23 protein-coding genes are annotated in these 25,811 nt (G+C 70.5%); 7 read left to right on the top strand and 16 right to left on the bottom strand.

Annotated features, from left to right (window positions below; all coding sequences use genetic code 11):
• Positions 1-14 precede the first annotated feature (14 nt).
• Positions 15-1,265 (bottom strand): DUF222 domain-containing protein, encoded by a 1,251-nt coding sequence (locus ACPCHZ_RS22775; protein WP_423486819.1) that lies wholly within the window; start codon positions 1,263-1,265, stop codon positions 15-17.
• A 176-nt stretch (positions 1,266-1,441) separates the two neighbouring features.
• Between ACPCHZ_RS22775 and ACPCHZ_RS22770 the strand changes: the two genes are divergently transcribed.
• Positions 1,442-2,098 (top strand): SDR family oxidoreductase, encoded by a 657-nt coding sequence (locus tag ACPCHZ_RS22770; protein WP_423486818.1) that lies wholly within the window; start codon positions 1,442-1,444, stop codon positions 2,096-2,098.
• Between the two features lie 23 nt (positions 2,099-2,121).
• Here ACPCHZ_RS22770 and ACPCHZ_RS22765 read toward each other — a convergent pair whose 3' ends face one another.
• The 3 genes from ACPCHZ_RS22765 to ACPCHZ_RS22755 are packed head-to-tail and all read right to left on the bottom strand — an operon-like array spanning position 2,122 to position 5,633.
• Positions 2,122-2,901, bottom strand: a complete 780-nt coding sequence (locus ACPCHZ_RS22765) for a glutamine amidotransferase (RefSeq protein WP_423486910.1) — start codon at positions 2,899-2,901, stop codon at positions 2,122-2,124.
• A 23-nt stretch (positions 2,902-2,924) separates the two neighbouring features.
• The gene (gene katG, locus ACPCHZ_RS22760) at positions 2,925-5,165 is read right to left on the bottom strand and encodes a catalase/peroxidase HPI (protein WP_423486817.1); all 2,241 of its coding nucleotides are present in this window, start codon (positions 5,163-5,165) and stop codon (positions 2,925-2,927) included.
• A 48-nt stretch (positions 5,166-5,213) separates the two neighbouring features.
• On the bottom strand, positions 5,214-5,633 hold the full coding sequence (locus tag ACPCHZ_RS22755) for a Fur family transcriptional regulator (RefSeq protein ID WP_364983114.1): 420 nt from the start codon (positions 5,631-5,633) through the stop codon (positions 5,214-5,216).
• 200 nt (positions 5,634-5,833) lie between these two features.
• Between ACPCHZ_RS22755 and ACPCHZ_RS22750 the strand changes: the two genes are divergently transcribed.
• A complete protein-coding gene (locus tag ACPCHZ_RS22750) occupies positions 5,834-7,024 on the top strand; it encodes a geranylgeranyl reductase family protein (protein ID WP_423486816.1) in 1,191 nt (396 codons plus the stop codon).
• 6 nt (positions 7,025-7,030) lie between these two features.
• Here ACPCHZ_RS22750 and ACPCHZ_RS22745 read toward each other — a convergent pair whose 3' ends face one another.
• Both ACPCHZ_RS22745 and ACPCHZ_RS22740 read right to left on the bottom strand, forming a co-directional pair.
• Positions 7,031-7,795, bottom strand: coding sequence for a glucose 1-dehydrogenase (locus tag ACPCHZ_RS22745; RefSeq protein ID WP_423486815.1), 765 nt, complete (start codon positions 7,793-7,795; stop codon positions 7,031-7,033).
• Between the two features lie 55 nt (positions 7,796-7,850).
• Positions 7,851-8,660: a helix-turn-helix transcriptional regulator gene (locus ACPCHZ_RS22740; protein WP_423486814.1), complete on the bottom strand. Its 810-nt coding sequence runs from the start codon at positions 8,658-8,660 to the stop codon at positions 7,851-7,853.
• A gap of 54 nt (positions 8,661-8,714) precedes the next feature.
• On the opposite strand from ACPCHZ_RS22740, the gene hrpA reads away from it, so the two are divergent.
• Positions 8,715-12,641: an ATP-dependent RNA helicase HrpA gene (gene hrpA / locus ACPCHZ_RS22735; protein ID WP_423486813.1), complete on the top strand. Its 3,927-nt coding sequence runs from the start codon at positions 8,715-8,717 to the stop codon at positions 12,639-12,641.
• On the opposite strand, the gene ACPCHZ_RS22730 is transcribed toward hrpA, so the two are convergent.
• Both ACPCHZ_RS22730 and ACPCHZ_RS22725 read right to left on the bottom strand, forming a co-directional pair.
• The gene (locus ACPCHZ_RS22730; protein WP_423486812.1) at positions 12,634-13,845 is read right to left on the bottom strand and encodes an MFS transporter; all 1,212 of its coding nucleotides are present in this window, start codon (positions 13,843-13,845) and stop codon (positions 12,634-12,636) included. The two genes, hrpA and ACPCHZ_RS22730, sit on opposite strands and share 8 nt — an antisense overlap.
• Positions 13,846-13,920: 75 nt before the next feature.
• The gene (locus tag ACPCHZ_RS22725) at positions 13,921-14,796 is read right to left on the bottom strand and encodes a LysR family transcriptional regulator (protein ID WP_423486811.1); all 876 of its coding nucleotides are present in this window, start codon (positions 14,794-14,796) and stop codon (positions 13,921-13,923) included.
• 257 nt (positions 14,797-15,053) lie between these two features.
• Between ACPCHZ_RS22725 and ACPCHZ_RS22720 the strand changes: the two genes are divergently transcribed.
• On the top strand, positions 15,054-15,440 hold the full coding sequence (locus ACPCHZ_RS22720; RefSeq protein WP_423486810.1) for an STAS domain-containing protein: 387 nt from the start codon (positions 15,054-15,056) through the stop codon (positions 15,438-15,440).
• A 13-nt stretch (positions 15,441-15,453) separates the two neighbouring features.
• On the opposite strand, the gene upp is transcribed toward ACPCHZ_RS22720, so the two are convergent.
• Genes upp through ACPCHZ_RS22705 form a run of 3 tightly spaced genes read right to left on the bottom strand, consistent with a single transcriptional unit; the run spans position 15,454 to position 18,600 of the window.
• Complete coding sequence (upp, locus tag ACPCHZ_RS22715) at positions 15,454-16,083, bottom strand: uracil phosphoribosyltransferase (protein ID WP_423486809.1); 630 nt, start codon at positions 16,081-16,083, stop codon at positions 15,454-15,456.
• A gap of 1 nt (position 16,084) precedes the next feature.
• A complete protein-coding gene (locus ACPCHZ_RS22710) occupies positions 16,085-17,323 on the bottom strand; it encodes a URC4/urg3 family protein (protein ID WP_423486808.1) in 1,239 nt (412 codons plus the stop codon).
• Positions 17,320-18,600 carry a GTP cyclohydrolase II gene (locus ACPCHZ_RS22705; RefSeq protein ID WP_423486807.1) on the bottom strand — a complete coding sequence of 427 codons (1,281 nt, stop codon included), beginning with the start codon at positions 18,598-18,600 and terminating at the stop codon, positions 17,320-17,322. The genes ACPCHZ_RS22710 and ACPCHZ_RS22705 overlap by 4 nt, the downstream gene beginning before the upstream one ends.
• Before the next feature lie 111 nt (positions 18,601-18,711).
• On the opposite strand from ACPCHZ_RS22705, the gene ACPCHZ_RS22700 reads away from it, so the two are divergent.
• A complete protein-coding gene (locus tag ACPCHZ_RS22700; protein ID WP_423486806.1) occupies positions 18,712-19,833 on the top strand; it encodes an FAD-dependent oxidoreductase in 1,122 nt (373 codons plus the stop codon).
• Between the two features lie 76 nt (positions 19,834-19,909).
• Here ACPCHZ_RS22700 and ACPCHZ_RS22695 read toward each other — a convergent pair whose 3' ends face one another.
• Positions 19,910-20,311 carry a heme-binding protein gene (locus tag ACPCHZ_RS22695; protein WP_423486805.1) on the bottom strand — a complete coding sequence of 134 codons (402 nt, stop codon included), beginning with the start codon at positions 20,309-20,311 and terminating at the stop codon, positions 19,910-19,912.
• Positions 20,312-20,566: 255 nt separating this feature from the next.
• Complete coding sequence (lipE, locus tag ACPCHZ_RS22690) at positions 20,567-21,835, bottom strand: lipase LipE (protein WP_423486804.1); 1,269 nt, start codon at positions 21,833-21,835, stop codon at positions 20,567-20,569.
• 213 nt (positions 21,836-22,048) lie between these two features.
• On the opposite strand from lipE, the gene ACPCHZ_RS22685 reads away from it, so the two are divergent.
• Positions 22,049-23,014: a ferritin-like domain-containing protein gene (locus ACPCHZ_RS22685; RefSeq protein WP_423486803.1), complete on the top strand. Its 966-nt coding sequence runs from the start codon at positions 22,049-22,051 to the stop codon at positions 23,012-23,014.
• 56 nt (positions 23,015-23,070) lie between these two features.
• Here ACPCHZ_RS22685 and ACPCHZ_RS22680 read toward each other — a convergent pair whose 3' ends face one another.
• Positions 23,071-23,685, bottom strand: a complete 615-nt coding sequence (locus ACPCHZ_RS22680; RefSeq protein WP_423486802.1) for a TIGR03086 family metal-binding protein — start codon at positions 23,683-23,685, stop codon at positions 23,071-23,073.
• A gap of 87 nt (positions 23,686-23,772) precedes the next feature.
• Here ACPCHZ_RS22680 and ACPCHZ_RS22675 point away from each other — a divergent pair, with 87 nt between their 5' ends.
• The gene (locus ACPCHZ_RS22675) at positions 23,773-24,162 is read left to right on the top strand and encodes a MarR family winged helix-turn-helix transcriptional regulator (protein ID WP_423486909.1); all 390 of its coding nucleotides are present in this window, start codon (positions 23,773-23,775) and stop codon (positions 24,160-24,162) included.
• Here the strand turns inward: ACPCHZ_RS22675 and ACPCHZ_RS22670 are convergent, their stop codons facing one another.
• Together ACPCHZ_RS22670 and ACPCHZ_RS22665 are read right to left on the bottom strand one after the other, a co-directional pair.
• The gene (locus tag ACPCHZ_RS22670; protein WP_423486801.1) at positions 24,163-24,984 is read right to left on the bottom strand and encodes a mycofactocin-coupled SDR family oxidoreductase; all 822 of its coding nucleotides are present in this window, start codon (positions 24,982-24,984) and stop codon (positions 24,163-24,165) included.
• On the bottom strand, positions 24,977-25,810 hold the full coding sequence (locus ACPCHZ_RS22665; protein ID WP_423486800.1) for an oxidoreductase: 834 nt from the start codon (positions 25,808-25,810) through the stop codon (positions 24,977-24,979). The genes ACPCHZ_RS22670 and ACPCHZ_RS22665 overlap by 8 nt, the downstream gene beginning before the upstream one ends.
• Position 25,811 lies beyond the last annotated feature (1 nt).

Below are 25,811 nucleotides of genomic sequence, written 5' to 3'. Positions count from 1 at the left end.
AGGGTGTGCCCGAATCAGGCGGCTGCCGGAGGTGGTTGAGGTTGGAACGGTGGGTACCACCACCAGTCGGCGCGTTCGCCGGTGGGCCCGGGACAGGGCGGTACATCGGGTGGGGGTTTCGTTGGCGGTCGGGCGAGTGAGGCCGAACTCAGTTGCTCCCCTTCGCCGTCGGTGACGACAAGGTCCTGTGCGGGTCCGGTGATCGTGATGCCGCCGCGATGATGCATCCGGTGGTGATACGGGCACACCAAGACCAGGTTGTCGAGTTCGGTGAGGCCGCCGTCCTCCCAGTGCCGGATGTGGTGGGCGTGCAATCCGCGGGTGGAACCACAGCCTGGCACTACACAGCAGCGGTCACGATGCTCCAACGCACGTCGCAGCCGGCGGCTGATCTGGCGGGTCTCCCGTCCGGAGCCGATGACCTGCCCGTGACGTTCAAACCACACCTCGAAGGTGGCGTCGCACAGCAGGAACTGGCGATCAGCGTCGGTCAGCAGCGGACCCAGGTGCAGCGAGGCGCTGTTCTGCTCGACGTCGAGATGCGCCACCACGGTGGTGCGCTGACCGTGTGGGCGGCGGGCCACCTCGGTGTCCCAGCCCGCGTCGACGAGACTCAGGAACGCATCGGCAGTCGTCGGCAGCGACGGCGCCTGCTCAGATAGGCCGTCGCCCTCGGCGTGGTCGCGTTTCCAGTCGGCGACCATCCCGTCGAGATGCGACGCCACCGCGGCGTCGAGCTTCGCCGCCTCAAGATGCGGTAGCCAGATCCGGTAGCAGGTGCCCTTGTCGTCGCTGCTCCTGCGGTATGACGGGGCGGGTTCGGGCTCGGGGGCGGGTTCGGGCCGCGGTTCGAGTTTGATCGCGGTGCGTAGCTGGCTGACCGTCGCGACGGTGACCAGCTCGGCGTAGTGCTCATCGGATCCTGGGCCGGCGTTCTCGGCGATCACCCCGACCTGATCCAGCGACACTCGCCCGTCCCGCAAGAGTTGTGTGCAGCGCGGGAACTCCTCGAGCCGGTCGACGACCGCGGCAACGGTGTGGGCGTTGCGCAATGAGGAGCCGGTTTTCCACGCCACCATCGCGGCCACCGATTTGGTGCCCGTCATGCCGCGCAATCCAGTGTGTTCGATCTCGGCGACGATCTCCACCAGCCGCCCGTCGATCGCATTGCGCTGACCGGACAACTCCGCGATCTCGTCGAACAACACCGCCAGGCGGTCCTTCGGCCTCACCGAAGGAGCGAAAGACGTTGCGCTCGAGGACATGACCCCATCATCGCAGAGGGGTCCGACACGTCAGCCCCCGTCGGTTGTCGCGCCCGACACCTCAGCTAGACCCAGCCATTGCCTTATTGTGACCTTAGATACGTCTTAATTTTCTTAGAGATTCGTGTACGGTCGAACTCCAGGCGCACGCAGCACTGCGACGGAAGGAACCCGACATGTATCAGGCACCAGCACGGATCGTCCTGGTCACCGGCGGCTCGAGGGGCGTTGGCGCGGAAGTCGCACAACGGCTCGCCAGTCCCGACACCCATGTCGTGGTGAATTACCGCGAGAAGGCCGAGCGGGCGGAATCGATCGCCGAGGCCATCCGCAGTGCAGGCGGCCACGCCTCGACGCTGCGAGCCGATATCTCCGACGAGATCGAGTGCGCGGCGATGATCGACACCGTCGCGGCCCGATTCGGGCGGCTCGACACCCTGATCCTCAACGCGTCGGCCGGCCTCGAACTCGGCGTCGACCTCGGCTACGCGAAGCGCGTCAACCGCGATGCCCAGCGCCGTCTTGCGCTGCGGGCGGTGCCGCTGATGCCTGCGGGCGGACGCATCGTTTTCGTCACCAGCCACGCAGCCCACTTCTTCCCCCATCGGGCTGTTCCGAAGGGGCAAGCGGCGATCGCCGCGAGCAAATGGGCCGGCGAAACAGCGCTCTACGCGATGCGGCCGGAATTCCGCCGCGCCGGTCTGCATTTCACCGTTGTTTCCGGCAATGAGGTGGACACGACCTTCGCCGGGGCGATAGTCAACGCCGCCGACGCCGCGAATCCGTCCGGCATCGTGTACGTCGGCGGCGCCGACTCCTCGATGATCGCCTAGTCACTCAGTTCAGCGACGACACATCAAGCCCGCGCATACCGCTCGACGAATTTCCGAAGGATCTCCGGCGGATACGTCACATTCCACTGCAGCGCAGCGACTTTGAGTTCCTTCGCCGACTCGGGCGCGAAGTACCCGTAGTCCTTATAGACGTCGATTCGCGTACGGACGCCGTCGACGTCGAGTTCGGGGTGGAACTGCGTGGCGTACACATTGGCCTTCACCCGGAACGCCTGCACCGGGCTGTCGGGCGACGACGCGAGGCAGACCACATCGGGCGGAAGTGCCGAAGCCGCCTCCTTATGGCCGCCGTAGGCATCGAAACGCTCTGGCGCGTCGCAGAACAGCGCGTCGTCCCGGCCGGCGGCCGACACCGAGACCGACATCCCGCCGACGGGTTCGGGATAGGTCTTGTCGATCGTCGCGCCGACGACCGTGCCGAGGGTGCCCACGCCGTAACAGCAGCCGAGGAACGGGAAGTCGGCATCGACGATGCGCTCGATCAACGGAAGCAACTCGCACTCGACGCGGCGCTGCGTCGGCGACTTGGTCGACGGATCGTCGCTGACGTTATACGGCCCGCCGCCGAGGATCACGCCCGACCAGTCCGCGAGGTCGATCTCCCCCAACGGCTCGTGCGTCAACCGGATGCGGTGCATCCCTTCGCGATCCATTCCGGCGAAGCGCATCATCGCCAGGTACTCGTCGTCGGCGGCGGCGTCCTCACCGCGGATCGACAGCAACAGGAAGGGCCGCGGAAGCACGACACCCCGCGAGCTCGAGGAGCCCGCGGGGTGTCGCATCATGCCGGTGACGATGTCGCGCGTCAGGCCAGTTCGAACCGGTCGTTGTTCATGACCTTCACCCACGCCGCGACGAAGTCCTCGACGAACTTGCCCTTGTTGTCGTCCTGGGCGTAGACCTCGGCGATCGCCCGCAGCACCGAGTGCGAACCGAACACCAGGTCGTTGACGGTCGCCGTCCACTTGGTCTCGCCGGAGGCCCGGTCGACGCCCTCGTAGACGTTCTCGCCGATCGCCGACGACTTCCACTCCGTGCCCATGTCGAGCAGGTTCACGAAGAAGTCGTTGGTCAGCACGCCCGGCTTGTCGGTGAACACGCCGTGCTTGGTGCCGCCGTGGTTGGCGTTCAGCGCCCGCAGGCCGCCGATGAGGACGGTCAGCTCCGGTGCGGTGACATCCAGGAAGTAGGCGCGCTCGAGCAGCAGCTCCTCCAGCTGCGCCTTCTCACCCGGCCGGACGTAGTTGCGGAACCCGTCGCCGCGCGGTTCGAGCACCGCGAACGACTCCACGTCGGTCTGCTCCTGCGACGCGTCGGTGCGGCCCGGCGCGAAGTGGACGTCGATCTCGTATCCGGCGTCCTTGGCGGCCTTCTCGACTGCCGCTGAACCGGCCAGCACGATCAGGTCGGCCAGCGAAACCTGCTTGCCGCCTGCGCTGTTGAACTCCTGCTGGATCCTCTCCAGCACCGGCAGCACCCTGTCCAGCTCGGAGGGCTCGTTGACCTCCCAGCTGCGCTGCGGCTCGAGCCGCAGCCGGGCGCCGTTGGCGCCGCCACGCTTGTCGGTGCTGCGGAAGCTGGCCGCCGACGACCACGCCGTCTTCACCAGCTGCGGCACCGACAGGCCCGAGTCCAGCACGGCGCTCTTCAACTTCGCGATGTCCGCGTCGTCGATCAGCTCACCCTCGACGGCGGGCACCGGGTCCTGCCACAGCTGCGGCTCGGCCACCCACGGGCCGAGGTAGCGGGTGATCGGGCCGAGGTCGCGGTGCAGCAGCTTGTACCAGGCCTTGGCGAACGCCTCGTTCAACTCCTCGGGATGGTCGAGCCACCGCCGGGTGATCTCGCCGTAGATGGGGTCGACACGCATCGAGACGTCGGTGACCAGCATCGTGGGCTTGCGCGGCGGGCCGCCGAACGGATCGGGGATGATCGCCTCGGCGTCCTTGGCCTCGAACTGCCATGCGCCACCGGGGCTCTTGGTCAGCTCCCACTCGTTGCCGTAGAGGATCTCCAGGTAGCGGTTGCTCCACTGGGTGGGCTTGTCCGTCCACACGACTTCGAGACCACTGGTGATGGTGTCGCCGGCGTTGCCGCTGCCGAACGGGCACTTCCAGCCCAAGCCTTGCTGCTCGATGGGCGCGCCCTCGGGCTCCGGGCCCACGTCGTCGGCGCTCGCACCGTGCGTCTTGCCCAGGGTGTGGCCGCCGACGATCAGCGCCGCGGTCTCCTCGTCGTTCATCGCCATCCGGCCGAACGTCTCGCGGATGTCGATGGCCGCGGCCAGTGGGTCCGGCTTGCCCTCCGGGCCCTCGGGATTGACGTAGATCAGGCCCATCGTGGTGGCGCCGTAGCGCTCCTCGAGCTGGCGTGCGGTGGCGTCGGCGCCGGCGTAACGCTTGTCGGTGCCGAGCCACTCCTCCTCCTCGCCGAAGATGACCTCTTCGGGCTCCCAGAAGTCGGGGCGGCCGAACCCGAAGCCGAACGTCTCGAAGCCGGCCGACTCCAGGGCGGCGTTGCCGGCGAACACCAGCAGGTCGGCCCAGGAGATCTTGTTGCCGTACTTCTTCTTGACCGGCCACAGCAGGCGGCGGGCCTTGTCGAGGTTGGCGTTGTCGGGCCAGCTGTTGAGCGGCGCGAAGCGCTGCATGCCCTGGCCGCCGCCGCCGCGTCCGTCATAGGTGCGGTAGGTGCCCGCGGCGTGCCAGCTCATCCGGATGAAGAGCCCGGCGTAGCTGCCGTAGTCGGCCGGCCACCAGTCCTGGGAGGTGTTGATGACCGAGATGACGTCGGCCTTGAGTGCCTCGACGTCGAGCTTCGCGAACTCCTGGGAGTAGTCGAAGTCGTCGCCCAGCGGATTGCCCTTGTTGGAATGCGCGTGCAGCACCGAGACGTCGATCTGCTCGGGCCACCAGTCCTGGTTCTTCCGCGGAGCGCCGCCCTTCACCTCGGGCGACTTGATCGCCGGGTTCTCGCTCTCGCTGCCCTTGCTCTGGGTCGGCGCCTCGGGCTTCGGCGGCTTGGCGTCAGAAGTATCGGATGACACTGTGTTTCCCTTCGTATTCCGTAAACATCATGTGGGTGATGGGGCTGATCACGGGTGTGATCGGGAGGGTGCTGGAGCGGTGGAGCATTCGGGACACAATCCCCAGTAGATGACCTCGGCCTCGTCGATGACGAAGCCCTGATCATCCGACGCTGTGAGGCATGGCGCTTCGCCGACCGCGCAGTCGACATCGGCGATGGCGCCGCACCCGCGGCACACCACGTGGTGGTGGTTGTCGCCGACGCGCGACTCGTAGCGCGCCACCGACCCGGCGGGTTGGATCCGCCGCACCAGTCCGACGGCGGTCAGCGCGCTCAGCGAGTCGTAGACCGCCTGATGCGAGACCTCGGGCAGATCGTGGCGGACGGCGCGGATGATCGAGTCGGTGTCGGCGTGCGGCAGCGCGTGCACCGCGCCCAGCACGGCCAGCCGGGGCCGCGTCACACGCAGCGCGGCGGCGCGCAGCATGTCCGGGAATTCGGAGGCGGCGGGCACGGAAACGAGTCTTGTCCCTTTTCTGGAATCAGTCAAGAGTCGGTCCGCCCGGATTCACTGCGGGCGAACCCGGGCATTACGCATCTGTGACCACGCGACGGTTACCGTGGGATGACTGCACCGCCCCCCTAATCTGAGGGTGGCCAGGGGGAACGACGACGAATGACGAGCCAGTGACGCAGCGATACGACATCGTGATCGCCGGGGGTGGACCGGCAGGATCGGCCGCCGCATGGCAGGCGGTCCAGACGGGCGCCCGTGTGGTGGTCCTCGACAAAGCCGAATTCCCGCGGGACAAACCGTGCGGGGACGGGCTGACGCCACGCGCCGTCAGCTACATCCAGAAGATGGGGCTCGCCGACGCCGTCGACAAGTTCCACCGCGTCAACGGCGCGAGGATCTTCAGCCCGAGCGCGTGGGAGCTGGGCTTCCCCCGCAGGCCGGGGATGCCCGACCACGGATATGTCGCCCGCCGCACCGAGATCGACGGTCTGCTGCTGGAGAGGGCGGCCTCGGCGGGGGCCGAGGTGCGTCAGGGCGCCGAGGTGGCCGCGCCGGTCGTCGAGGACGGCCGGGTCACCGGCGTGGTGCTCAAGGGTGGCGAACAGATCGCGGCCGACGCGGTGATCGCCGCCGACGGTGCGTACTCGCCGACCCGCCGGGCGTTGAACCTGACCTCGCCGTACACCAACTACGCCGCGATCGCGATCCGTGCGGAGATGCCGCTGGAGGGTCCGGACGGCGACACCCTCGACATCCATCTGAAGCTGACCTTCGACGGGGACCAGCTCCCCGGCTACGGGTGGGTGTTCCCGGTCGGCGGCGGCCGGGCCAACATCGGCCTCGGCTACGCCACCAGCTACCGGCGCTGGCACGAGATCAACGCGACGGACCTGCTCGGCTCGTTCATGGCGACGCTGCCCGCCGAGTGGCGGCTGCCGAAGATCGAGGAGCTCAAACGGTCGAAGGCGCTGCAGGCCTGGCGGCTGCCGATGGGATTCTCGGCGTGGCCGCCGTGGCGGCCCGGCATCCTGTTCGCCGGGGACGCACTCGGTGCGGCGCGGCCGGTGTCGGGTGCGGGCATCTCCAAGGCGCTGCAGTCGGGGATGGCCGCCGGGGAGTGCGCGGTCGCCGCGCTGACCAACGGCGGGCCGGACGACTTCACCAACTACACCCAGCAGATCCGGGCGGCCTGGGGCCGGGAGTATCGGCGCGGCCGGTTCTTCCACCGCGTGGTCGGCCAGCCGGCGATCGCCGGGGCCGGGGTCAAGGTGCTGGACAAGGTCGCCCACCCGAAGCTGCGGGCGAACCTGTTGTTCTGGGAGGACTGGGGCACGCCCGCCGGCCGGGGCACCGGGCGCTGAGCCCGGTCACCGCATCGCGCCGGGGATCGCGGCGACGAGTCCGCCGTCGACCACCAGGTCCTGGCCGTTGACGTAGGACGCCTCGGCCGAGGCGAGGAAGGCCACCGCTGAGGCCACGTCCTCGGGTGTGCCGAACCGTCCCGCGGCGATCGCCGCGAGCACCGCGGGCTGCGCGTCGGGCGACACGTTGTCGTGGAACATCGGCGTCTCGATGTAGCCGGGGCTCACCGAGTTGACCCGGATCCGTCGTGGCGCCAGCTCCGCGGCCAGGGTGTGGGCGAGGTTGTGCACGGCGGCCTTGGTGGCCGAATACACCGCGGCCCCGGCCATTCCGCGATGCAGGCTCCACGAGGCGTTGATCACCACGGCGGCGCCGTCGGCCAGCAGCGGCAGGGTCCGCGCGACGGTGAAGAACACCCCCTTGAAGTTGGTGTCGGCGATGCGGTCGAACTCGGCGGCGGTGACGGCCTCCGTGGCGGCGAAGGTCGCCGTCCCGGCGTTGGCGAACACCACGTCGAGCCGTCCGAACCGCTCACCGACGGCCGCGCGCACCGCGTCCAGCGCCGCCGGATCGATGACGTCGGCGACCAGCGGCAGCACCCTGGCGCCACCGCCGAGTGCGTCGACCGCGGTCTCGAGGCGGGTGGCGTCGCGGCCGGTGATGACGACGGTGGCGCCCTCGGTGAGCAGCCGGCGGGCGGTGGCCAGGCCCATGCCGCTGGAGCCGCCGGTGATCAGCGCGATCTTGTCGTGGAATCGGGATTCGTTCATGGGTTCAGCGTCGCGGGCATTCGGCCGCCGCGGCAGTGTGTGATTGTCCTGGTGTTCACACCACCAGGCTGGGCAGCCGGTCGAGGCGCTCGCGGGTGTCGGTGCCGGGCAGCGGGTTCGACAACTCGAGATGCCAGTCCGGGTGGTCGGCGACCAGCAGCGTGGTGGTGTCGAAGTGCAGCTCGCCCACCGCGGGATGTCGCACGGCCTTGACCGTCTGTGCCGGTGCGGTGACGTCGTGGCGCTCCCACAACTCGGCGAACTCGGCGCTGACCGCCTGCAGGCGCTCAACGAGGCGGCCGAACTCCCGGTCCTCGGGGAACAGCGCCGCGTCGGCGCGGAAGGCCGCCACCACGGCAGGCGCTGCCGCCTCCCAGTTCATCCGCATGCCGCGGTAGCGGGCACTGGTGAAGAACGTCACCAGGCAGTTCTGGTCGGGCTCGCCGTATCCGAAAACCGTTTCAGCCCAGACATTCACCGCCAGCAGGTGCCAGTGCCGGTCCCGGACGACGGCCGGCGCGGGCCAGGTGTCGAGCAGCCTGCGCACCTCCGCGGTGACGGCCGCGCCGGTGCGGGCGGGAAGCGGCGGGTTCGCCCCCGCCAGCAGATACAGGTACACCCGTTCGTGCGGGTCGAGGCGCAGCGCACGGGCCACCGCGTCCAGCACGTCGGCGGAGACGGTGATCTCGCGGCCCTGCTCGAGCCACGTGTACCAGGACACCCCGACACCGGCGAGGACGGCGACCTCCTCGCGCCGCAGTCCCGGTGTGCGACGACGCCCGCTCGTCGGCAGGCCGACGTCGGCGGGCGAGAGCCGCGCCCGCCGGGACCGCAGATAGTCACTCAGTTCGTCGCGCGTGGGCATGCCCGGCACAACACCGGATCGGCCCACCCCGTTCCACCGCCTACCCTTGTCGGAGTGTCCGATCAGCCCCGCGACGACGTGCGTGCGTTGCGCGCCCGCCTCGACGGGCTCACCATCCGCGACGCGGCGCGGATCGGCCGCAGGCTGAAGAACCTGCGCGGCCCGGTCGACGACGACCGCCTGGCGCAGCTCGCCGCCCAGGTCACCACCGGTGAGGCGGTCGTCGCGAGCCGTGCCGCGGCCGTGCCCGCGATCACCTACCCCGATCTGCCGGTCAGTGATCTGCGCGGGGAGATCGCCACCGCCATCGGGGAGAACCAGGTCGTGGTGATCGCCGGTGAGACCGGTTCGGGCAAGACCACCCAGCTGCCCAAGATCTGCCTGGAACTCGGCCGCGGCGTGCGGGGCACCATCGGCCACACGCAGCCCCGCCGGCTCGCGGCGCGCACGGTGGCCCAGCGCATCGCCGACGAGCTCGGCACCCCGCTCGGCGACGCCGTCGGGTACACGGTCCGGTTCACCGACCAGGTCAGCGACCGCACCCTGGTCAAGCTGATGACCGACGGCATCCTGCTCGCCGAGATCCAGCGCGACCGCAGGCTGCTCGGCTACGACACCCTCATCCTCGACGAGGCGCACGAGCGCAGCCTCAACATCGACTTCCTACTCGGCTACCTTCGCGAACTGCTGCCGCGGCGCCCCGACCTCAAGGTCATCGTCACCTCGGCGACCATCGAGCCGCAGCGCTTCGCCGCCCACTTCGCCGACGCGGCAGGCACGCCCGCACCGATCGTGGAGGTGTCCGGACGCACCTATCCCGTCGAGATCCGTTACCGGCCACTGGAGGTCGTCGTTCCCGCGGCGGACGGGGACGACCCCGACGATCCCGATCACGAGGTGGTGCGCACCGAGTTGCGCGACCCGACCGAGGCGATCGTCGACGCGGTGCGCGAACTCGCCGCCGAACCACCGGGCGACGTGCTGGTGTTCCTCTCCGGCGAGCGGGAGATCCGCGACACCGCCGAGGCCCTACGGGCCGCGCTCGATCCGCACACCGAGGTGCTGCCGCTGTACGCCCGGCTGCCGACCGCCGAACAGCAGAAAGTGTTCTCGCCCAGCCGATCTCACCGTCGGATCGTGTTGGCCACCAACGTCGCCGAGACGTCGCTGACGGTGCCGGGGGTGCGCTACGTCGTCGACCCCGGCACTGCGCGCATCTCCCGCTACAGCCGCCGTACCAAGGTCCAGCGGCTGCCGATCGAGCCGATCTCGCAGGCATCGGCCGCGCAGCGGGCGGGCCGCTCGGGTCGCGTCGCGCCCGGCGTGTGCATCCGGCTGTACTCCGAGGACGACTTCGCCTCGCGGCCCCGCTACACCGACCCCGAGATCCTGCGCACCAACCTCGCCGCGGTGCTGCTGCAGATGTCGGCACTGGGACTCGGTGACGTCGAACGGTTTCCGTTTCTGGATCCGCCGGATGCGCGCAGCATCCGCGACGGCGTGCAGTTGCTGCAGGAACTGGGCGCCTTCGACGAGGGCGGCGCGCTCACCGACGTCGGCCGCCGGCTGGCCCGGCTGCCGCTGGACCCCCGCATCGGCCGGATGATCCTGCAGGCCGACACCGAGGGCTGCGTGCGCGAGGTGCTGGTGCTGGCCGCCGCGCTGTCCATTCCGGACCCGCGCGAACGCCCCGCCGACCGCGAGGAGGCGGCCCGGCAGAAGCACGCCAGGTTCGCCGACGAGCAGTCCGACTTCATGAGCTACCTGAACCTGTGGCGCTACCTGCGCGAGCAGCGAAAGGAGCGGTCGGGCAGCTCTTTCCGGAGGATGTGCCGCGACGAGTTCCTGCACTACCTGCGGATCCGGGAGTGGCAGGACCTCAACGGCCAGCTGCGCAGCATCGCCCGCGACCTGGGCATCGTCGAGTCGGACGACAAGGAGCCGGCCGAACCGGACCGGGTACACGCCGCGCTGCTCGCTGGGCTGCTGTCCCATGTCGGCATGCGCCAGGAGGAGTCGCGGGAGTATCTCGGCGCCCGCAACACCCGCTTCGTCCTGGCCCCCGGCTCGGTGCTGACCCGCAGGCCGCCACGCTGGATCGTGGTGGCCGACCTGGTGGAGACCAGCAGGCTGTACGGCCGCATCGCGGCGCGGGTCCAGCCGGAGACGGTGGAGCGTATCGCCGGAGAACGGGTGCGGCGCAACCACAGTGAACCGCACTGGGACGCCCAGCGCGGCGCCGTGATGGCCTACGAGCGGGTCACCCTCTACGGGTTGACGCTGGTGGCCCGCCGCCGCGTCGACTACACCCGGCACGATCCGGAACTGGCGCGCGACCTGTTCATCCGGCACGCCCTCGTCGACGGCGAGTGGCAGACCCGGCACCACTTCTTCCGCGACAACGCGCGGCTGCGTGCGGAACTCGCCGAACTGGAGGAACGCACCCGCAGGCGTGACCTGCTGGTGTCCGACGACGACATCTTCGCGTTCTACGACGCGCGCGTGCCCGCTGACGTGGTGTCGGTGCGGCACTTCGACGGGTGGTGGAAGAAGCAGCGCCACAAGACCGCCGACCTTCTCACCTTGACGCGCGCCGACCTGCTGCGCGGGGATGTCGACGCCGATCAGCCCGACCGGTGGGAGGCCGACGACCTGTCGCTGCCGCTGAGCTACCGTTTCGAGCCGACGGCGCCCGACGACGGGGTGACCGTGCACGTCCCCGTCGACGTGCTGGCCCGCCTCGGCGGTGACCAATTCGCCTGGCAGGTACCGGCATTCCGCGAAGAACTGCTCACCGAATTGATCCGCTCGCTGCCGAAGACGCTGCGGCGCAACTTCGTCCCGGCGCCCGACACCGCGCGTGCGGTGCTGTCCACGCTCGACCCCGGGACGGAGCCGCTGCTCGACGCGCTGCAGCGCGAGCTGCACCGCCGCACCGGGGTGCTGGTCCCCGTCGACGCGTTCGACCTCGGCAAACTGCCCGCGCACCTGCGGGTGACATTCGCCGTCGAGGACGCCGACGGCGCCGAGGTGGCCCGCGGCAAGGATCTCGACGCGCTGCAGGAGGAGCTCGCCGGATCGGCGCGCCGGGCCGTCGCCGAGGCGGTCGCCGGAGACCTCGAACGCAGCGGACTACGTGGCTGGCCCGACGATCTGGAGGAGTTGCCGCGCACGGTCGAGCGCACCGTCGGCGGCCGCACGGTGCGCGGATACCCGGCGCTGGTCGACGCCGGCGCCGCGGTGGACGTGCGGGTGCTGGCGACGGCGGCCGAGCAGAACGCGGCGATGACGCCCGGTCTGCGCCGGCTGCTGCGGCTCTCGGCGCCGTCACCGGCCAAGGCGGTGGAGCGCGCGCTCGACACCCGCACCCGGCTGGTGCTCGGCGCCAATCCCGACGGTTCACTGCAGGCGCTGATCGAGGACTGTGCCGATGCCGCGGTCGCCGCGCTGGCGCCCGTCCCGGTGTGGCGGCGAGACGAATTCGGCGCGCTGCGCGACCGGGTGGCGGGCGCTCTGGTGCCGACCACGCTCGACATCGTCGGCCGCGTGCAGAAGGTGCTGGCCGCGGCGCACGACGCGGAACTCGCACTGCCGCAGACGCCGTCGGCGGCGCAGGCCGAGTCGATCGCCGACATCCGCGCCCAGTTGGCCGGCCTGCTGCCGCGGGGCTTCGTCGCGGCCACCGGCGCCGCGCACCTGGGCGACCTGACCCGCTACCTGACCGCCGTCAGCAGGCGGCTCGAGCGGTTGCCGCACGCGCTGAACGCCGACCGGGAGCGGATGGCCAGGGTGCACGCCGTGCAGCAGGCCTACGACGAGGTGCTGCGCGCACTCGCCCCCGGCCGGGCGGCGGCCGCCGACGTCGGCGACATCGCGCGGCAGATCCAAGAGTTGCGCGTCAGCCTGTGGGCGCAGCAGCTCGGGACCCCGCGCCCCGTCAGCGAGCAGCGCATCTACCGGGCGATCGACGCCCTCATCTGAGCACGGTGGCGGCGGACACGGCCGCGACGGCTACGAGCGCGAGGATCATCGTCGCGACACCGGCCCAGCCGAACCCGTCGAGCATCACCCCGCCCAGCCAGCCGAACACACTGGATCCGGCGTAGAACGCCAGGTTGTACAGCGACGCGGCCTGCGCCCGGCCGACGGTGGCCGCCCTGGCAACCCACCCCGAGGCGACCGCGTGCACGCCGAAGAAGCCGGCCGTGGCGACCACCAGCCCGGCCAGCACCACGACCACATGGGAGGCCAGCGTCGCGGCCACGCCTACCGCCATCACCGCGGCCGCCGCCAGCAGCACCGGCCTGCGCCCGAATCGCGCTGCCGCCGAACCGGATCGGGCCGACGACCAGGTGCCGGCCAGATAGGCGACGAAGACCAGGCTGATCACCGTGTGCGGCAGGCCGAACGGCGGCGCGGACAGCCGGAAGCCGAGGAAGTTGTAGAGCGCGACGAAGCCGCCGGTGAGCATGAACGCGACCGCGAACAGTGTGAGCTGTTGCGGTGAGCGCAGATTGACGGCCAGCCGGCGCAGCAGTCCGCCCCCACCGCCTGCTGCCGACCCGGCCGTGAAGTTGTGCTGTGCGGGAATCAGCGCGATGAACGCGACCGCCGCGACGGCGCACAACACCGACACCGAGAAGATCCCGAGCCGCCACGTCGTGGCGTCGGCGACCGGCCCGGCGAGCAGGCGCCCGGTGAGGCCGCCGATGGTGGTGCCCGCCACGTAGGTGCCCGCGGCGCGGGCGGCGTCGCGCGGGTCGATCTCCTCGGTGAGGTAGGTGAGCGCGACGACGGGCACCGCGCCCACCATCAGACCCTCGAGGAAGCGTCCGGTCAGCAGCAGCGACATGGTCGGTGCGAACGGCGTCACCAGTCCGAGCAGTGTCGCGGCGATCACCGCGCCCGACATCGCCCGGACCCGGCCGACCCGGTCGGAGATCAGGGACCAGGGGATGACGCCGACCGCCAGGCCGATGGTGGCGACGGAGATCAGCAGTGCGGCCCGCGACGCCGTGACGCCCAGTTCGGCGGAGACCTGCGGCAGCACCGCCTGCGGCGCGTAGAGCTGGGCGAAGGAGGCCAGGCCGGCGCAGAACAGCGCGGCCAGCGCGCGGCGGTAGGCGCGGGTGCCGCGCGCGTGTCCAGCCCGGTCGAGATGGAGCGGTTCGACGGCTGTGGCCACCCGGGACACGGTAGGAAGGGCCGTTCAATGTGTCCAATGCATGTATCGATGCTCAGTGATACGTGTGACGCATGGTCAGACGGCGGCGCCGAGGAATGCGGCGAACCGGCGCGCCGCCGGTGACATCGGCCTCGCAGCGTGCCACGCGACGCCCACGGACCGCCGGGCGTGCGGGTTCGTCAGCGGGATGTACGCGGCGGCCGGTTCACCCCGGGGCGGCTGCGGCATGGGCACCACCGCCACGCCGAGGCCCGCGGCCACGAGTCCCTCGACGGTGGGCACCTCGATCGCCTCGAACACCACCCGGGGAGTCACGCCGTCGGCCGCCCACAACTGATCGGTCAGCGCGCGCAGCGCGAACTGTTCACCCAGCGCGACGATCGGCTCGTCGGCCGCCTCGGCGAGCCGGATCCTGCGCCGTCCGGCGAACCGGTGATCGCGCGGGACCACCAGGCACAGCCGCTCGACATGTAGCTGATGCCAGCCGAATTCGCCGCTCTCCGGCCGTGGTGCGGTGATCGCCAGGTCGACCTGACCGCCGCCGAGGTACTCGGCGATGTCATAGGCCGCGGCCTGGCGCAGCAGTATCCGCACCCGCGGCGCCTCCGTGCGGAACCGGCCGAGCAGATCGGGCACGAACCAGCTCGCCAGCGAGTGCAGGAACGCCAGCCGCACGGTGCCGCCGTCCGGGTCGCGCAGGGCCGAGATCCGATCGGTGGCCGAGGCGATCTCGGCGATGCTGCGCTGCGCGTGTTCGAGCATGATCTCGCCGTACACGTTGAGGCGCAGCCGCCGGTTCACCCGGTCGAACAGCTGCGTGCCGACCCGGTCCTCCAGCCGGGCCAGCGCGCGGGACAGCGTCGGCTGGGTGATCCGCAACTCGGCGGCCGCATCGGTCATGTGCTGGGTCTGCGCCAGGACCACGAACCAGTGCAGCTCGTCGAGGTTCACGAGACAGACGATACGACGCCGTAACGGCAATCGTGGCTGGTAGGAGGGCTCATCACCGAATATTGACGCCCCCCTGGCTTGTGGATGCCGATTGCCGTAGCGTGGGGTACAGCGGTCAACCGGCCCTCGCGGCCGACGACCTGTGGAACTCCCACGAATGACCTTGCAACGGGTTGGGACGTAGCCCTCTGCAGTACCGGGCGTCGAGACGACGCCATCAAGGCGCTGAATGCGCCGGGAAGTCCGAGGAATCCCTCATGGACGGACGCATCTCTCTTTCGAGCACCACCACAACGCTTCCAGGAATCGAACTCACCGAGGCCCGGCTGGGATCGGCCATCGTCATCAGTGTCGGCGGGTGCGTCGACATGCGCACCGCCGCGGAGTTGACCACCGCGATCGAGCAGGCGTGCAGCGAGAAGCCGGCGGGCGGGGTGATCGTCGATCTCACCGGTGTCCGCTTCCTGGCCGCCGCAGGCATCAATTCGCTGCTCGCCGCACGCTGGGGCTCGGCGGCTGCCGGGTTCGGCGTGGTCGCCGCCGGACCGGTCACCTCCCGGCCCATCACGGTGCTCGGCCTGAACGACGACCTGGCGCTGTTCTCCACCGTCGACGACGCGCTGGTGGGCCTCACCGCCGCCTGAGTTTCTCTTCCGGCTATTTGGTGCCGAACATGCGATCGCCGGCGTCGCCGAGACCGGGAACGATGTACCCGTGCTCGTCGAGCCGGCGATCGATTGCTGCGGTGTAGATCGGCACGTCGGGGTGGGCGTCCTGCAGAGCCTGGATCCCCTCGGGGCAGGTGAGCAGGCAGACGAACTTGATGGACCGCGGTGAGCACTCCTTCAGCCGCTCCACCGCGGCCACCGCCGAATGGCCGGTGGCCAGCATGGGATCGACCACCACCACGTCGCGCTCGTTGAGATCGCCCGGCATCTTGAAGTAGTACTCGATGGCGACAAGCGTTTTCGGGTCCCGGTAGAGGCCGATGTGGCCGACCCGGGCGGCGGGCACGACGCTCAGCATGCCGTCCAGGATGCCGGTGCCCGCGCGCAGGATCGACACGAAGACGAGTTTCTTGCCGTCGATCACCCGGCTGGTCATCGTCTCCAGCGGTGTCTCGATCTCGATGTCGTGCATCGGCATGTCGCGCAGCACCTCGTAGGCCATCAGCGCCGAGATCTCCTGCAGCAGCCGGCGGAAGCTGTTCGTGGACGCCTCTTTCCGGCGCATCAGCGTCAGCTTGTGCTGCACCAGCGGGTGCTCGACGAGGTGGACCCCTGTCATGTCAGAACACCGTCCCGTCGCTGCTGACCGTCAACGGTGGTAGCCCGCCACGCAGCCGGCCCGCCAGTGCCCGGCCGGTGGCCCAGGTGCCACCCTCGAGGATGCAGGCCAGCGGCAGGTCCTGTGCGCCCGCACCGAGTTCCGCACGCACCAGGGGCGCCAGGTCGTCGAGCAGTGCCACCGTCAAGGCACGCCATTCGACGACCAGTTCGTCGCCGGGCCGCCAGGTCTGCGTGGTCCACGCCGCGTCGCGCAGTTGCAGGACGCCGGTGTCGAGCAGCAGGCCGCCGTTGCGGTACTCGGGCAATCCGGTCAGTGCGTCGACGTCGTCCACCCGCACCCCTGCCCACTCGAACGGCTCGAGCAGCGAATAGGTCAACCACTGCGACAGTTTGTGGAACGGCATCCAGCCCGCCGTCAGCCCCGGGCCGGGCACCGCGTCGTGGCGCCAGCAGTCACCGAGCCGCTGTTCGCCGATGGCGTTGTCCGCGGGCCAGATCGGCGCCATCGTGGAGAGCAGCTGCGCCAGCAGCGTCGGAGCCGAGAGCCGCCCGCCGGCGGCGAGCGCGTCGAAGAGCCCGCCGGGGCGGCCCTGCGGACCGAAGACGTCCGGCCGTCCGGCCAGCGCCGCACCGAGGCGGCGCAGCAGTTCGGCGCGACCGTCGAGGCCGAGCAGCGGGTTGTCCGGCCCCGCCTGGAAGGCGCCGGCGAGCGCGTCGGTCGTCAGCGCGCGCAGTGCCGCCGCGTCGACCCGGTACGGATCGTCGGGGTCGGAGGAGAACAGCCCGGACTCGAAGGCGTGCATCCCGGCGACGGCCAGTCCCTCCGAGCGCGTGAACGTCCGGTCCTGTTCCCGGAACACCCATTCCGGCCCGGCCCCGGCGTCCTGCAGGACGCTCACCACCGCGAGGTCGATCATGGTGCGGGCGCGCGCAACCGGCTCGTAGCCGGTGAGGCGCGACTCCAGGCGCTGTCTGCGGTCGACGCCGCCGGCCTCGAAGTGCCGCCACCGACTGTGGTACGGAATCCGCAAGTCCGGGAAACGGTTCCGCGTCACGGCGGCCACCTCGGTGGCGGCGTGCGGCAGCGCGTCGTCACGGACGACGAACCACCGCGAACCGCCGGAACGGGCCCGATCGAGCAGATGGCGCGCCCGCTCCCGGATGACGGCCGGCGAGCGCAGCGCCGTGGCGGCGCCGTCCGCGGTGGCGGTGTCGGGTGTGACGGCGACCGTGCTCACGCCTCGAGGCCCCGGCCCTTGGCCTTCGCGAGTTCGGCGGCGTCGGGCACCGGTCCCGGAGTGAAGTAACCGGCGGCGGTCTTCGCGTCGATCTCCACCCGGGCGTCGGCGGGGATCAGCTCGTCGGGGATGTTCACCCGCTCGCCGACCTCGATGCCGGATCCGGTGATCGCGTCGTACTTCATGTTGCTCATCGACACCAGGCGGTGGATCTTGGTCACACCCAGCCAGTGCAGGACGTCGGGCATGAGTTCCTGGAAGCGCATGTCCTGCACGCCGGCAACACATTCCGTGCGGGCGAAGTACTGGTCGGCCGTGTCGCCGCCGACCTGCCGCTTGCGGGCGTTGTACACCAGGAACTTCGTCACCTCGCCCAGCGCGCGGCCCTCCTTGCGGGAGTAGCTCACCAGGCCGACGCCGCCGTGCTGGGCGCCGCGGACGCACTCCTCGATGGCGTGCGTCAGATATGGGCGGCAGGTGCAGATGTCGGAGCCGAACACGTCGGAGCCGTTGCACTCGTCGTGCACCCGCGCGGTCAGCTCGACGGCTGGGTCCGCGAGATCGCCCGGGTCGCCGAAGATGTACAGCGTCTGGCCGCCGATCGGGGGCAGGAACACCTCGAGGTCGGAGCGGGTGACGAGTTCGGGATACATGCCTCCGGTCTCCTCGAACAGCACCCGGCGCAGATCCGTTTCGCTGCAACCGAACCGCTGCGCCACCCCGGGCAGGTGCCACACCGGCTCGATCGCCGCCTTGGTGACGAGCGCGGCGCCACCCTCCAGCAGCATGCGGCCGTCCGGTTCCAGCCGCCCCCTGGCGATCGCGTCGGCGATCTCGGGCAGCACCACGTGCGCCTTGGTGACCGCGATCGTGGGCCGGATGTCGTAGCCGGCGGCCAGTTCGGCGGCGAACACCTCGCCGACCGTGGCGCCCCACGGATCGAGGCTGACGATCCGCGCGGGGTCGCCCCACTGCGGGTGCGGGCCGATGCGGTCGGTGGGCGAGGTGTCGGTGAGGTCGGCGCGGTGATCGCGTGACAGCGCGCCCGCGGCGACGGCCAGTGCGCGGTAGACGCTGTAGGACCCGCTGTGCGTGCCGATCACGTTGCGGTGCCCGCGGTTGATGGTGGTGCCGACCACGGGACCGCGCTCGGCCGCCGTCGGCGCACCCCAGTTCAGCGGTGGGGCCCCGAGACCGCCGCTGTGGGAGGTCAGCCGGATGTGCCCGGCGGGCCTCGGCGCGGCAGGCGGGGGCGCGGCTGTGGCATCAGCGGGCATGTGCGCTCCTCGGCCGGTGGGGAAGCCGCCAGCTTAATGACGGCCGGCCGATGCGGCCACCCGTGCGCAACCGCCTAGCCTGGCAGGCGTGCTGGTGAAGGTGACCCGACGGTGAGTCGCAAGCGCGTCGTCGTCGCGGGCCTGGGCGACACCGGGGTGCTCACCGCGATCAAGCTGGCACGCCGGGCCGACGTGGTGGGCATCTCGGTCAAGCCCGGCCTGCTCAGCGGGCAGGAACTGGGCACCCGGCTCAGCCGGCCGCACGACTGGGCGCGTGACTACTGGATCCCGTTCGACCGGCTGCGCGGCCTGGACCGGGTGCGCACTGTGCACGGCGAGATCACCGGTGTCGACCTCGGCGCGCGCACGCTCGGCGTGCGCGGCGCGGACGGCGCGGTGCACGCCGAGCCCTACGACGCACTGGTCATCTCGACGGGGGTGACCAACGGCTTCTGGCGGCAGTCGACGGTGCAGGACGCCGGCGCCGTCGGGGCGGACCTGCGCGCGGCCCACGACCGGCTGGCCGGCGCGGGCACCGTGATGGTGATCGGTGGGGGAGCGGCCGCCGTCAGCACCGCCGCTAACGTGGCCGCGACGTGGCCGGCCAAGCGGGTCGGACTGTACTTCCCCGGCGAGCGGGCGCTGCCGCACCACCACGACGGGGTGTGGCGGCGGGTCCGGCGGCGGCTCGAGGAGTTCGGGGTCGCGCTGCACCCGGGCCACCGTGCGCTGGTGCCCGACGGCTTCGCGTGCGACCAGATCACCGACGGGCCCGTGCACTGGTCCAGTGGCCAGCCCGCCGCCTCGGCCGACGCGGTGCTCTGGGCGATCGGGCGGGTGCGACCGAACACCGGATGGCTGCCCGGCGAGCTGCTCGACGAGCAGGGCTTCGTGCGCGTCACGCCGACGCTGCAGGTGCCGCACCAGCCGGGGGTGTTCGCGGTCGGCGACGTCGCGGCGACCGATCCGCTGCGCACCTCCGCGCGCAACCGCGCGGATAAACTGTTGGCGCACAACGTCATCGCGGAGTTCGAGGGCCGCACCCTGAAGGAGTACCGGGCGCCGAAGCGGCGCTGGGGTTCGGTGCTCGGCGTGCAGGCCGACGGGCTGCAGGTGTTCGCCCCCAGCGGGCAGGCATTCCGGTTCCCGGCCTGGTCGGTGGAGCGAATCCTGCTGCCGCTCATCGTGCGCCGCGGGATCTACCGCGGAGTGCGCACCAACCGTCCGCTCTGAGTCCGGCTTCCGGCACGAAGAAACCCGCCGCCGCAGCGGGGGCTGCGGCGGCGGGTCTTTCGCGCTACTGCTGGATCTAGCCGGCCATGAACTGGTCGTAGGCCGACGCGAGCTCCGGCGACAGCACCGTCACGTTGCACTGACGCTGCGTCTCGCCGATCGGCGCGAGGATCCCGCGCAGCTCGTAGTACTCCTGCGAGTTCGCGGTGAAGTACCCGCGCAGGTTGGCGTCGGCCTGCGGACGCGGCTGGGTGAACGCCGCGGTGACCGCCTGGTTGGCACCCGGGTGGGCGGCCAGGTAGTTGCGCGCCTCGCCGGTGACGTTGCTGACCGTGTTGGCCACCTGGTCGGCGTTGCACTGGGCAGGCGCCGCGACGGCGCTCGGCGCTGCGATGGTCGCTGCGGCCAGGCCCCCGAACAAGATGCCTGCGCTCGCGCCGGCGATTCTCCGGCGCACGGTGTTACCACTCGAATTCATGATCACTCGTCCTTCGTATTGCGAATTGATTTGGTGCGAATCCCCCGCCCCCGCAAACCAAGGTAGCCGAATGGTCGGGGTGCCAAACGCGAGCCGCGGGCCTGCGGAAACGCCTCCCGGAGGCGTTACATGATCAGGGCGTGACATGCGCCTCAATAACGGCGGTATCGATAAGCGCATCCGCAGACCGGGCCGAATTCCTCAGAATCGCCGCCCGACTCTTAAATGATCGTGATGTGCGCGGTGACCGAATTGTTACCTTCGAATGCCGCTGCGGGGGATGTCTTCGGCGATGCGGTCCATCAGAGCGGTGTAGCGGTCGGCCTCGCGGTGCTGCCCCGGTTTACCGCTGCTGATGAGTCCGGCCGCGAGTCCGCGCTCCGGGTCGGCCCACACCGCGACGTTGGTCAGGCCGAGGTTGCCGAACGCCGCCGGGGCGTTGCGGCCGAACGGGCCGAAGCGCTTCGACCCGAGCATGTACCCGGTGCCCCAGCGCAGCGGCATCAGCCCGACCGCGACATCCGGACGCAGTCGCCGGCACGGGCGGGTGGCCGCGTAGACGGTTTCGGGCGCCGTCACCCGCACGCCGTCGAGTTCGCCGCCGCGACGCAGCAGCTCGGCGAATCGGGACAGTTCGTCGGCGGTGGAGACCGTGTTGGACGACGGCAGCACGCTGGTCAGGTACTGCGGGCTGTTCGAGAACGGGATGATCTTGTGCAGCGGTCCGCCGGTGGCCAATTGGAAGACCTTCTGCATCGCCGCGGGCAGCGGAACGCCCGTCGCGTGGCTCGGCGCGACCTTCGGGACGTCCTGCGGTGCGACGCCGAAGTTGGTCCACCGGAAGCCCAGCGGCTCGAGGATGTCGGTGGCCAGGATGTCGCGGATGTTCCGTCCTGCGGCCGCGCCGACGATTTCCCGGATCAACGGGCCCCACGTGAGCCCGTGATAGATGTGCACCAGTCCGGGGCGGTGCAGCGGACGCAGACTCCCGAGCATCTGACGCGTGTACTCGCTGTCGTCCATGCGTTTGAGGTCGACGCGCGGGCCGGTGTAGATGGGAACGCCGGCGCTGTGCGTCATGACGTGCCGGATCGTGGTGCGTTCCTTGCCGTGGCCGGTGTACTCGGGCAGGTGGTCGCACACCCGGTCGTCGAGGGACAGCACGCCGCGCTCGACGAGCATGTGCACCACCGTGGTGGTGACGAACTTCGCGGCGGAGTACGCGCAGAACGGCGTGTCCGGGGTGACGGGCACCTTCTCGGCGTCCGGCGGATCGTCGGGACCGTTGCCCCAGCCGTGGCCGATGGCCCGGTTCAGCACGATCCTGCCGTTGTGACGCAGGCACAGCTGGATCGCGGGATGCATCCCGGCGGCGTACCAGTACCGGACCGCGGCCCAGATCCGCTCGACAGCCGCCGGGTCGATGCCGGAGTGGTCTTCGGCGCCGGCGGTGGTGACCGCGTCCAGATCGGCCGGGACGCGGATCCGGCCGTCGGCGGGTGCTTCGAGCTGCGATTCGGCCACGTCGACAGGCTAACCGCAGCTCTCCGGCGGATGAATTCGTCGCTCGACTACAACAGCTTTCGACCTCTGACAAGCGGCGACGCGGATGTCGGCGAAATAGTGACATATGCAACACCGCGGCTGGTTTTAACGCTCCCGCAACACCGGGTAGCCCATTGGACAGGTGCAAACGGCGCCGACAGAAACACCGTCAACGCCAAAGGGGCTAACCATATGACTACCGCAGAGACCACCACCTTGCTCGCGCAGTTGCGCACGCTGCTCGACCTCACGTCCACCGAGATCCAGGTGGCCGAGACCCGGGTCGCACAGGCCCGTACCGAGGCCGTCCGCACTGAGCTCACCCAGAACGCGTCGAACGGGCGTGACCGTGCCGAGGCCATCGAGCAGACCATCCGCGACCTCGGCGGCTTCCCCGACGTGATCGGCCCGTTCCTGGGTCGTGCCGCGGCTGCCGTCAAGGCGCTCACCGAGCAGGCGCAGCCGTTCGACGAGGCGCTGCTGGGCGACCTGGCGCTCGAGCACCAGTTGCTCGACCGGGCCCGCTACACGAAGGCGCTGGCCGTCGCGGCCCGCAACAAGGACGTCGAGAACCTGGCCACCCGGCTGATCACCGCGCACGCGGCGACCGTCGACTGGCTCACCACCGTTCTCGCCGAGGACGCGCTGGGCGGACCCGCCGCACTGCGTCGCACGCCGGTTCAGGCGTTCGCCGGTGCGACCGTCAAGCTGGTCAACGTGCCGGTGACCTGGACCACCCGCGGTATCGACCGCGCGCTGGATTCCGTGCGCTCGGTGCCGCCGGCGCTCAACGAGCTGCGCAACCGGGGCGTCAACGCCGGTGAGATCGCGGCCAAGACGATCAGCGCCTCGCGCGACGCCGCGCTGAACGCCGCCGAGCGGGTCACCCGCCAGGAAGGCGCCGACGACGCGGCCGACGCGCTGCACTCCGCCCGGTCGGCCACCGGTGTGCTGGACGCGTCCGAACTGCCGATCGCGGACTACGAGGACCTCAACGTGAGCCAGGCCGTGGCCGCGGTCAAGGACCTCGAGGACGCCGCCGACATCCGGGCGATCATCCACTACGAGGAGGCCCACAAGAACCGGTCGAGCGTCGTGTCCGCCGCGCAGACGCGCGTCGCCGACATCGCCAAGGAGATCGTGGGCATCAGCAACTGATCCACGCGAAGTACAGCCCCGGCGGCCACGGTCGCCGGGGTTTTCGCGTGCCCGGGTCAGTTCGGCCAGCGCGGTGACCGGCCGAGGTGGGCGACCAGCAGGTCGAGGTCGGTGGCGCCGTCGCCGGCGTGGTCCGCCGGACCGAACGGCGCCCCGGCAGCGGCGCGCGACTCGTCGTCGGGCACGATCCGCGCGACGGACAACGCCGCGGCCACCACGTCGTCGTCGAGTGCGAAGGGCCGGCCCAGGCTGCGCGCCACGTCCCAGCCGTGCACCGCGTAGTCGACGAAGTGCATGGCGATCGCCACCGGCCCGGGGAACACCGCGTCGGGCCCGAATTCGGGCAGGGTGAACGACGCGCCGAGCACACCGTCGGCGCCGAACGCCGCGAGCAGGTCCTCGGCCGCTTCGGTGTAGGTCCCCACCGGGTCGGCGGCGACGGCGGCGGCAACGCGGTCGGGATCCCAGACCTGCAGGTCCGCCGCGGCACCTCGCGCCGCCGCGGCGAAACCGCGGTGCTGGACCGTCATGTGCGCGAGCAGGTGGTGCAGCGTCCAGTCGCCGCACGGGGTGGGCAGATCGAGATGGTCGGGGGTGATCGCGGCGACCACGTCGACGGAGGCGAGCACGGCGCGGCGGTGCAGGGGACGGAGATCGGTATTGGTAAGCATGTGCAGATCGTATGCGCATGCGTACGATATGACAATGCCTATACTCGCGCCGTGGCGGGACGGTCGAGGCGGCGCGACCTCGCGGCGATGCTGGCGCCGCTGGTGCGCGACGCGATCGCGGCCGAGCGTCCGGTGCTGGAGGCACACGGCCTCTCCATGTGGGGCTACAGCGTGCTGGTCACCCTCGACGAGTCGCCGATACGCACCCAGGCGGCCCTCGCCGAGGCCATCGGGGCGGACAAGACCCGGATCATCGCGACCCTCGACGAACTGCAGGCGCAGGGCCACATCGAACGCAGGCCCGATCCGGCCGACCGCCGCGCGCGGATGCTGGCGATCACCGAGTCCGGCCGCACGGTCAAGGACGCCGCGCAGGACGAGATCCAGCAGGGCGAGGAACGCCTGCTCGGCCAACTGCCCGACGCCGACCGCCGCGTCTTCCTGAGGGCGCTCGACCGGTTGTCGCGTCGCCCGTAGTCAGCGCGTCAGGAAGCCCGCGTCCAGCTTCCACTCGGTGCCGGTGATGAACGCCGCCGCGTCGGACACCAGCCATGCCACCGCACCGGCCACGTCGGCCGGTTGCAGCAACGGGATGGGCAGCGCATTCTGCTGGCTCAGCAGCCATGGGTCGGCCGCCTCGAAGAGCGCCATCGTGGTCTCGTTGAGGATCATGTCGGTGGCCACGCCGCTGGGGTGAATGGTGTTGACCCGGATCGACTGCGGTGCAAGCTGACTCGCCCAGCCCTGCATCAACGCGACCAGGGCGCGCTTGGACGCCGAGTAGGCCTGCAGGCCGGGCCGGTCGGTGCCGGACGCCTTGATGCCCGCCGTCGAAGAGGCCAGCACCACCGAGCCGCCCCGGCCACCGGCGAGCAGGGCGGGGATGGCGGCCTCGACCGTGTTCCACACCCCCACCAGGTTGACGTCGACGACGTCACGGAAGATCCGCTCGCGGTCCTCGCCGGAGGTCAGCCGGATGATGCCGGCGTTCGCGATGACGATGTCCAGGCGGCCGAACAGGCCCACGCCCTCGTCGACCACCGCGCGGACGGCGCCGCCGTCGCGAACGTCGGCCTGCCGGGCGAGGATTCGCCTGCCCTGTGCCTCGACCTCACCGACCGTCGCGGCGAGGTCGCCAGGTGTCGACCCGGGGTAGTCGGTCGAGTCGAACTCCGCGCAGGCGTCGAGCGCGATGACGTCGGCGCCCGCGGCCGCCAGCGCGACCGCGTACGCGCGGCCCAGCCCCCGCGCCGCGCCGGTGACGAGAGCGACCCGGCCGTCCAGGCCCAGCTCAGCCATCAGGGAAGTTCACATCCTTCGTCACGGGCTTCCACTCCTCGATCGAAGCCGACATCGCGGCCAGCTTGTCGCGGGTGGCCTTGAGCACGTCGCGGCCGAGCAGCAGCCGCAGCGGCGGATCGTCGAGGGTGGTGAGCATCAGCACCGCCTCGGCGACCTTGCGCGGGTCACCGGGCAGGTCGTTGGCGAACTGCTTGATCAGCGTCTTGCGTGCGCCGACGTGTTCGGCGTAATCGTCGACGGGAGTGGCGGACTCCTTCATCGACCGGGCCGCCCAGTCGGTGCGGAAAGCGCCCGGCTCGACCGCGCACACCTTGATGCCCAGTGGCTTGACCTCGGCGGCCAGCGCCTCGGTGAGCGCCTCGAGGGCGAACTTGGTCGACGAGTAGTACGCATTGGGCGGGTTGGCCACCAGCCCGGTCATCGACGAGATGTTGACGATGTGACCGCCGCGGCGGGCCCGCATCTGCGGCAGCACCGCCTTGATCATGTCGACCGCGCCGAAGTAGTTGGTATCGAACAACTTCCGCACCTCGGCGTCGTCGCCCTCCTCGACGGCGGACATGTAGCCGTAGCCGGCGTTGTTCACCAGCACGTCGACCCCGCCGAACGCATCGTCGGCGGCGGCCACCGCGGCGGCGACCTGACCCTTGTCCGTCACGTCCAGGGCTACCGGCACGGCGCGCTCACCGAAGGTCTCGGCGAAGTCCCCGACCGCCTCTGCGCGCCGCGCCGTCACCACCACGCTGTGGCCGTCCTCCAGTGCGACGCGGGCGATCTCGCGTCCGATACCGGTCGAGCACCCGGTGATGAGCCAGCGCGCCATG

This window comes from Mycobacterium sp. NPDC050041 (assembly GCF_049541695.1).
Lineage (GTDB): Bacteria > Actinomycetota > Actinomycetes > Mycobacteriales > Mycobacteriaceae > Mycobacterium.
The sequence above is the reverse complement of the archived record's forward strand: the minus strand, read 5'-3'. Positions and strand labels throughout refer to the sequence as shown.

Coding starts and splice junctions, on each gene's coding strand:
- ACPCHZ_RS22775 (WP_423486819.1), bottom strand. CDS start 1,265: ATGTCCTCGAGCGCAACGTCTTTCGCTCCTTCGGTGAGGCCGAAGGAC.
- ACPCHZ_RS22770 (WP_423486818.1), top strand. CDS start 1,442: ATGTATCAGGCACCAGCACGGATCGTCCTGGTCACCGGCGGCTCGAGG.
- ACPCHZ_RS22765 (WP_423486910.1), bottom strand. CDS start 2,901: ATGCGACACCCCGCGGGCTCCTCGAGCTCGCGGGGTGTCGTGCTTCCG.
- ACPCHZ_RS22755 (WP_364983114.1), bottom strand. CDS start 5,633: ATGCTGCGCGCCGCCGCGCTGCGTGTGACGCGGCCCCGGCTGGCCGTG.
- ACPCHZ_RS22745 (WP_423486815.1), bottom strand. CDS start 7,795: ATGAACGAATCCCGATTCCACGACAAGATCGCGCTGATCACCGGCGGC.
- ACPCHZ_RS22740 (WP_423486814.1), bottom strand. CDS start 8,660: ATGCCCACGCGCGACGAACTGAGTGACTATCTGCGGTCCCGGCGGGCG.
- ACPCHZ_RS22720 (WP_423486810.1), top strand. CDS start 15,054: ATGGACGGACGCATCTCTCTTTCGAGCACCACCACAACGCTTCCAGGA.
- upp (WP_423486809.1), bottom strand. CDS start 16,083: ATGACAGGGGTCCACCTCGTCGAGCACCCGCTGGTGCAGCACAAGCTG.
- ACPCHZ_RS22705 (WP_423486807.1), bottom strand. CDS start 18,600: ATGCCCGCTGATGCCACAGCCGCGCCCCCGCCTGCCGCGCCGAGGCCC.
- ACPCHZ_RS22695 (WP_423486805.1), bottom strand. CDS start 20,311: ATGAATTCGAGTGGTAACACCGTGCGCCGGAGAATCGCCGGCGCGAGC.
- ACPCHZ_RS22685 (WP_423486803.1), top strand. CDS start 22,049: ATGACTACCGCAGAGACCACCACCTTGCTCGCGCAGTTGCGCACGCTG.
- ACPCHZ_RS22680 (WP_423486802.1), bottom strand. CDS start 23,685: ATGCTTACCAATACCGATCTCCGTCCCCTGCACCGCCGCGCCGTGCTC.
- ACPCHZ_RS22675 (WP_423486909.1), top strand. CDS start 23,773: ATGCTGGCGCCGCTGGTGCGCGACGCGATCGCGGCCGAGCGTCCGGTG.
- ACPCHZ_RS22670 (WP_423486801.1), bottom strand. CDS start 24,984: ATGGCTGAGCTGGGCCTGGACGGCCGGGTCGCTCTCGTCACCGGCGCG.
- ACPCHZ_RS22665 (WP_423486800.1), bottom strand. CDS start 25,810: ATGGCGCGCTGGCTCATCACCGGGTGCTCGACCGGTATCGGACGCGAG.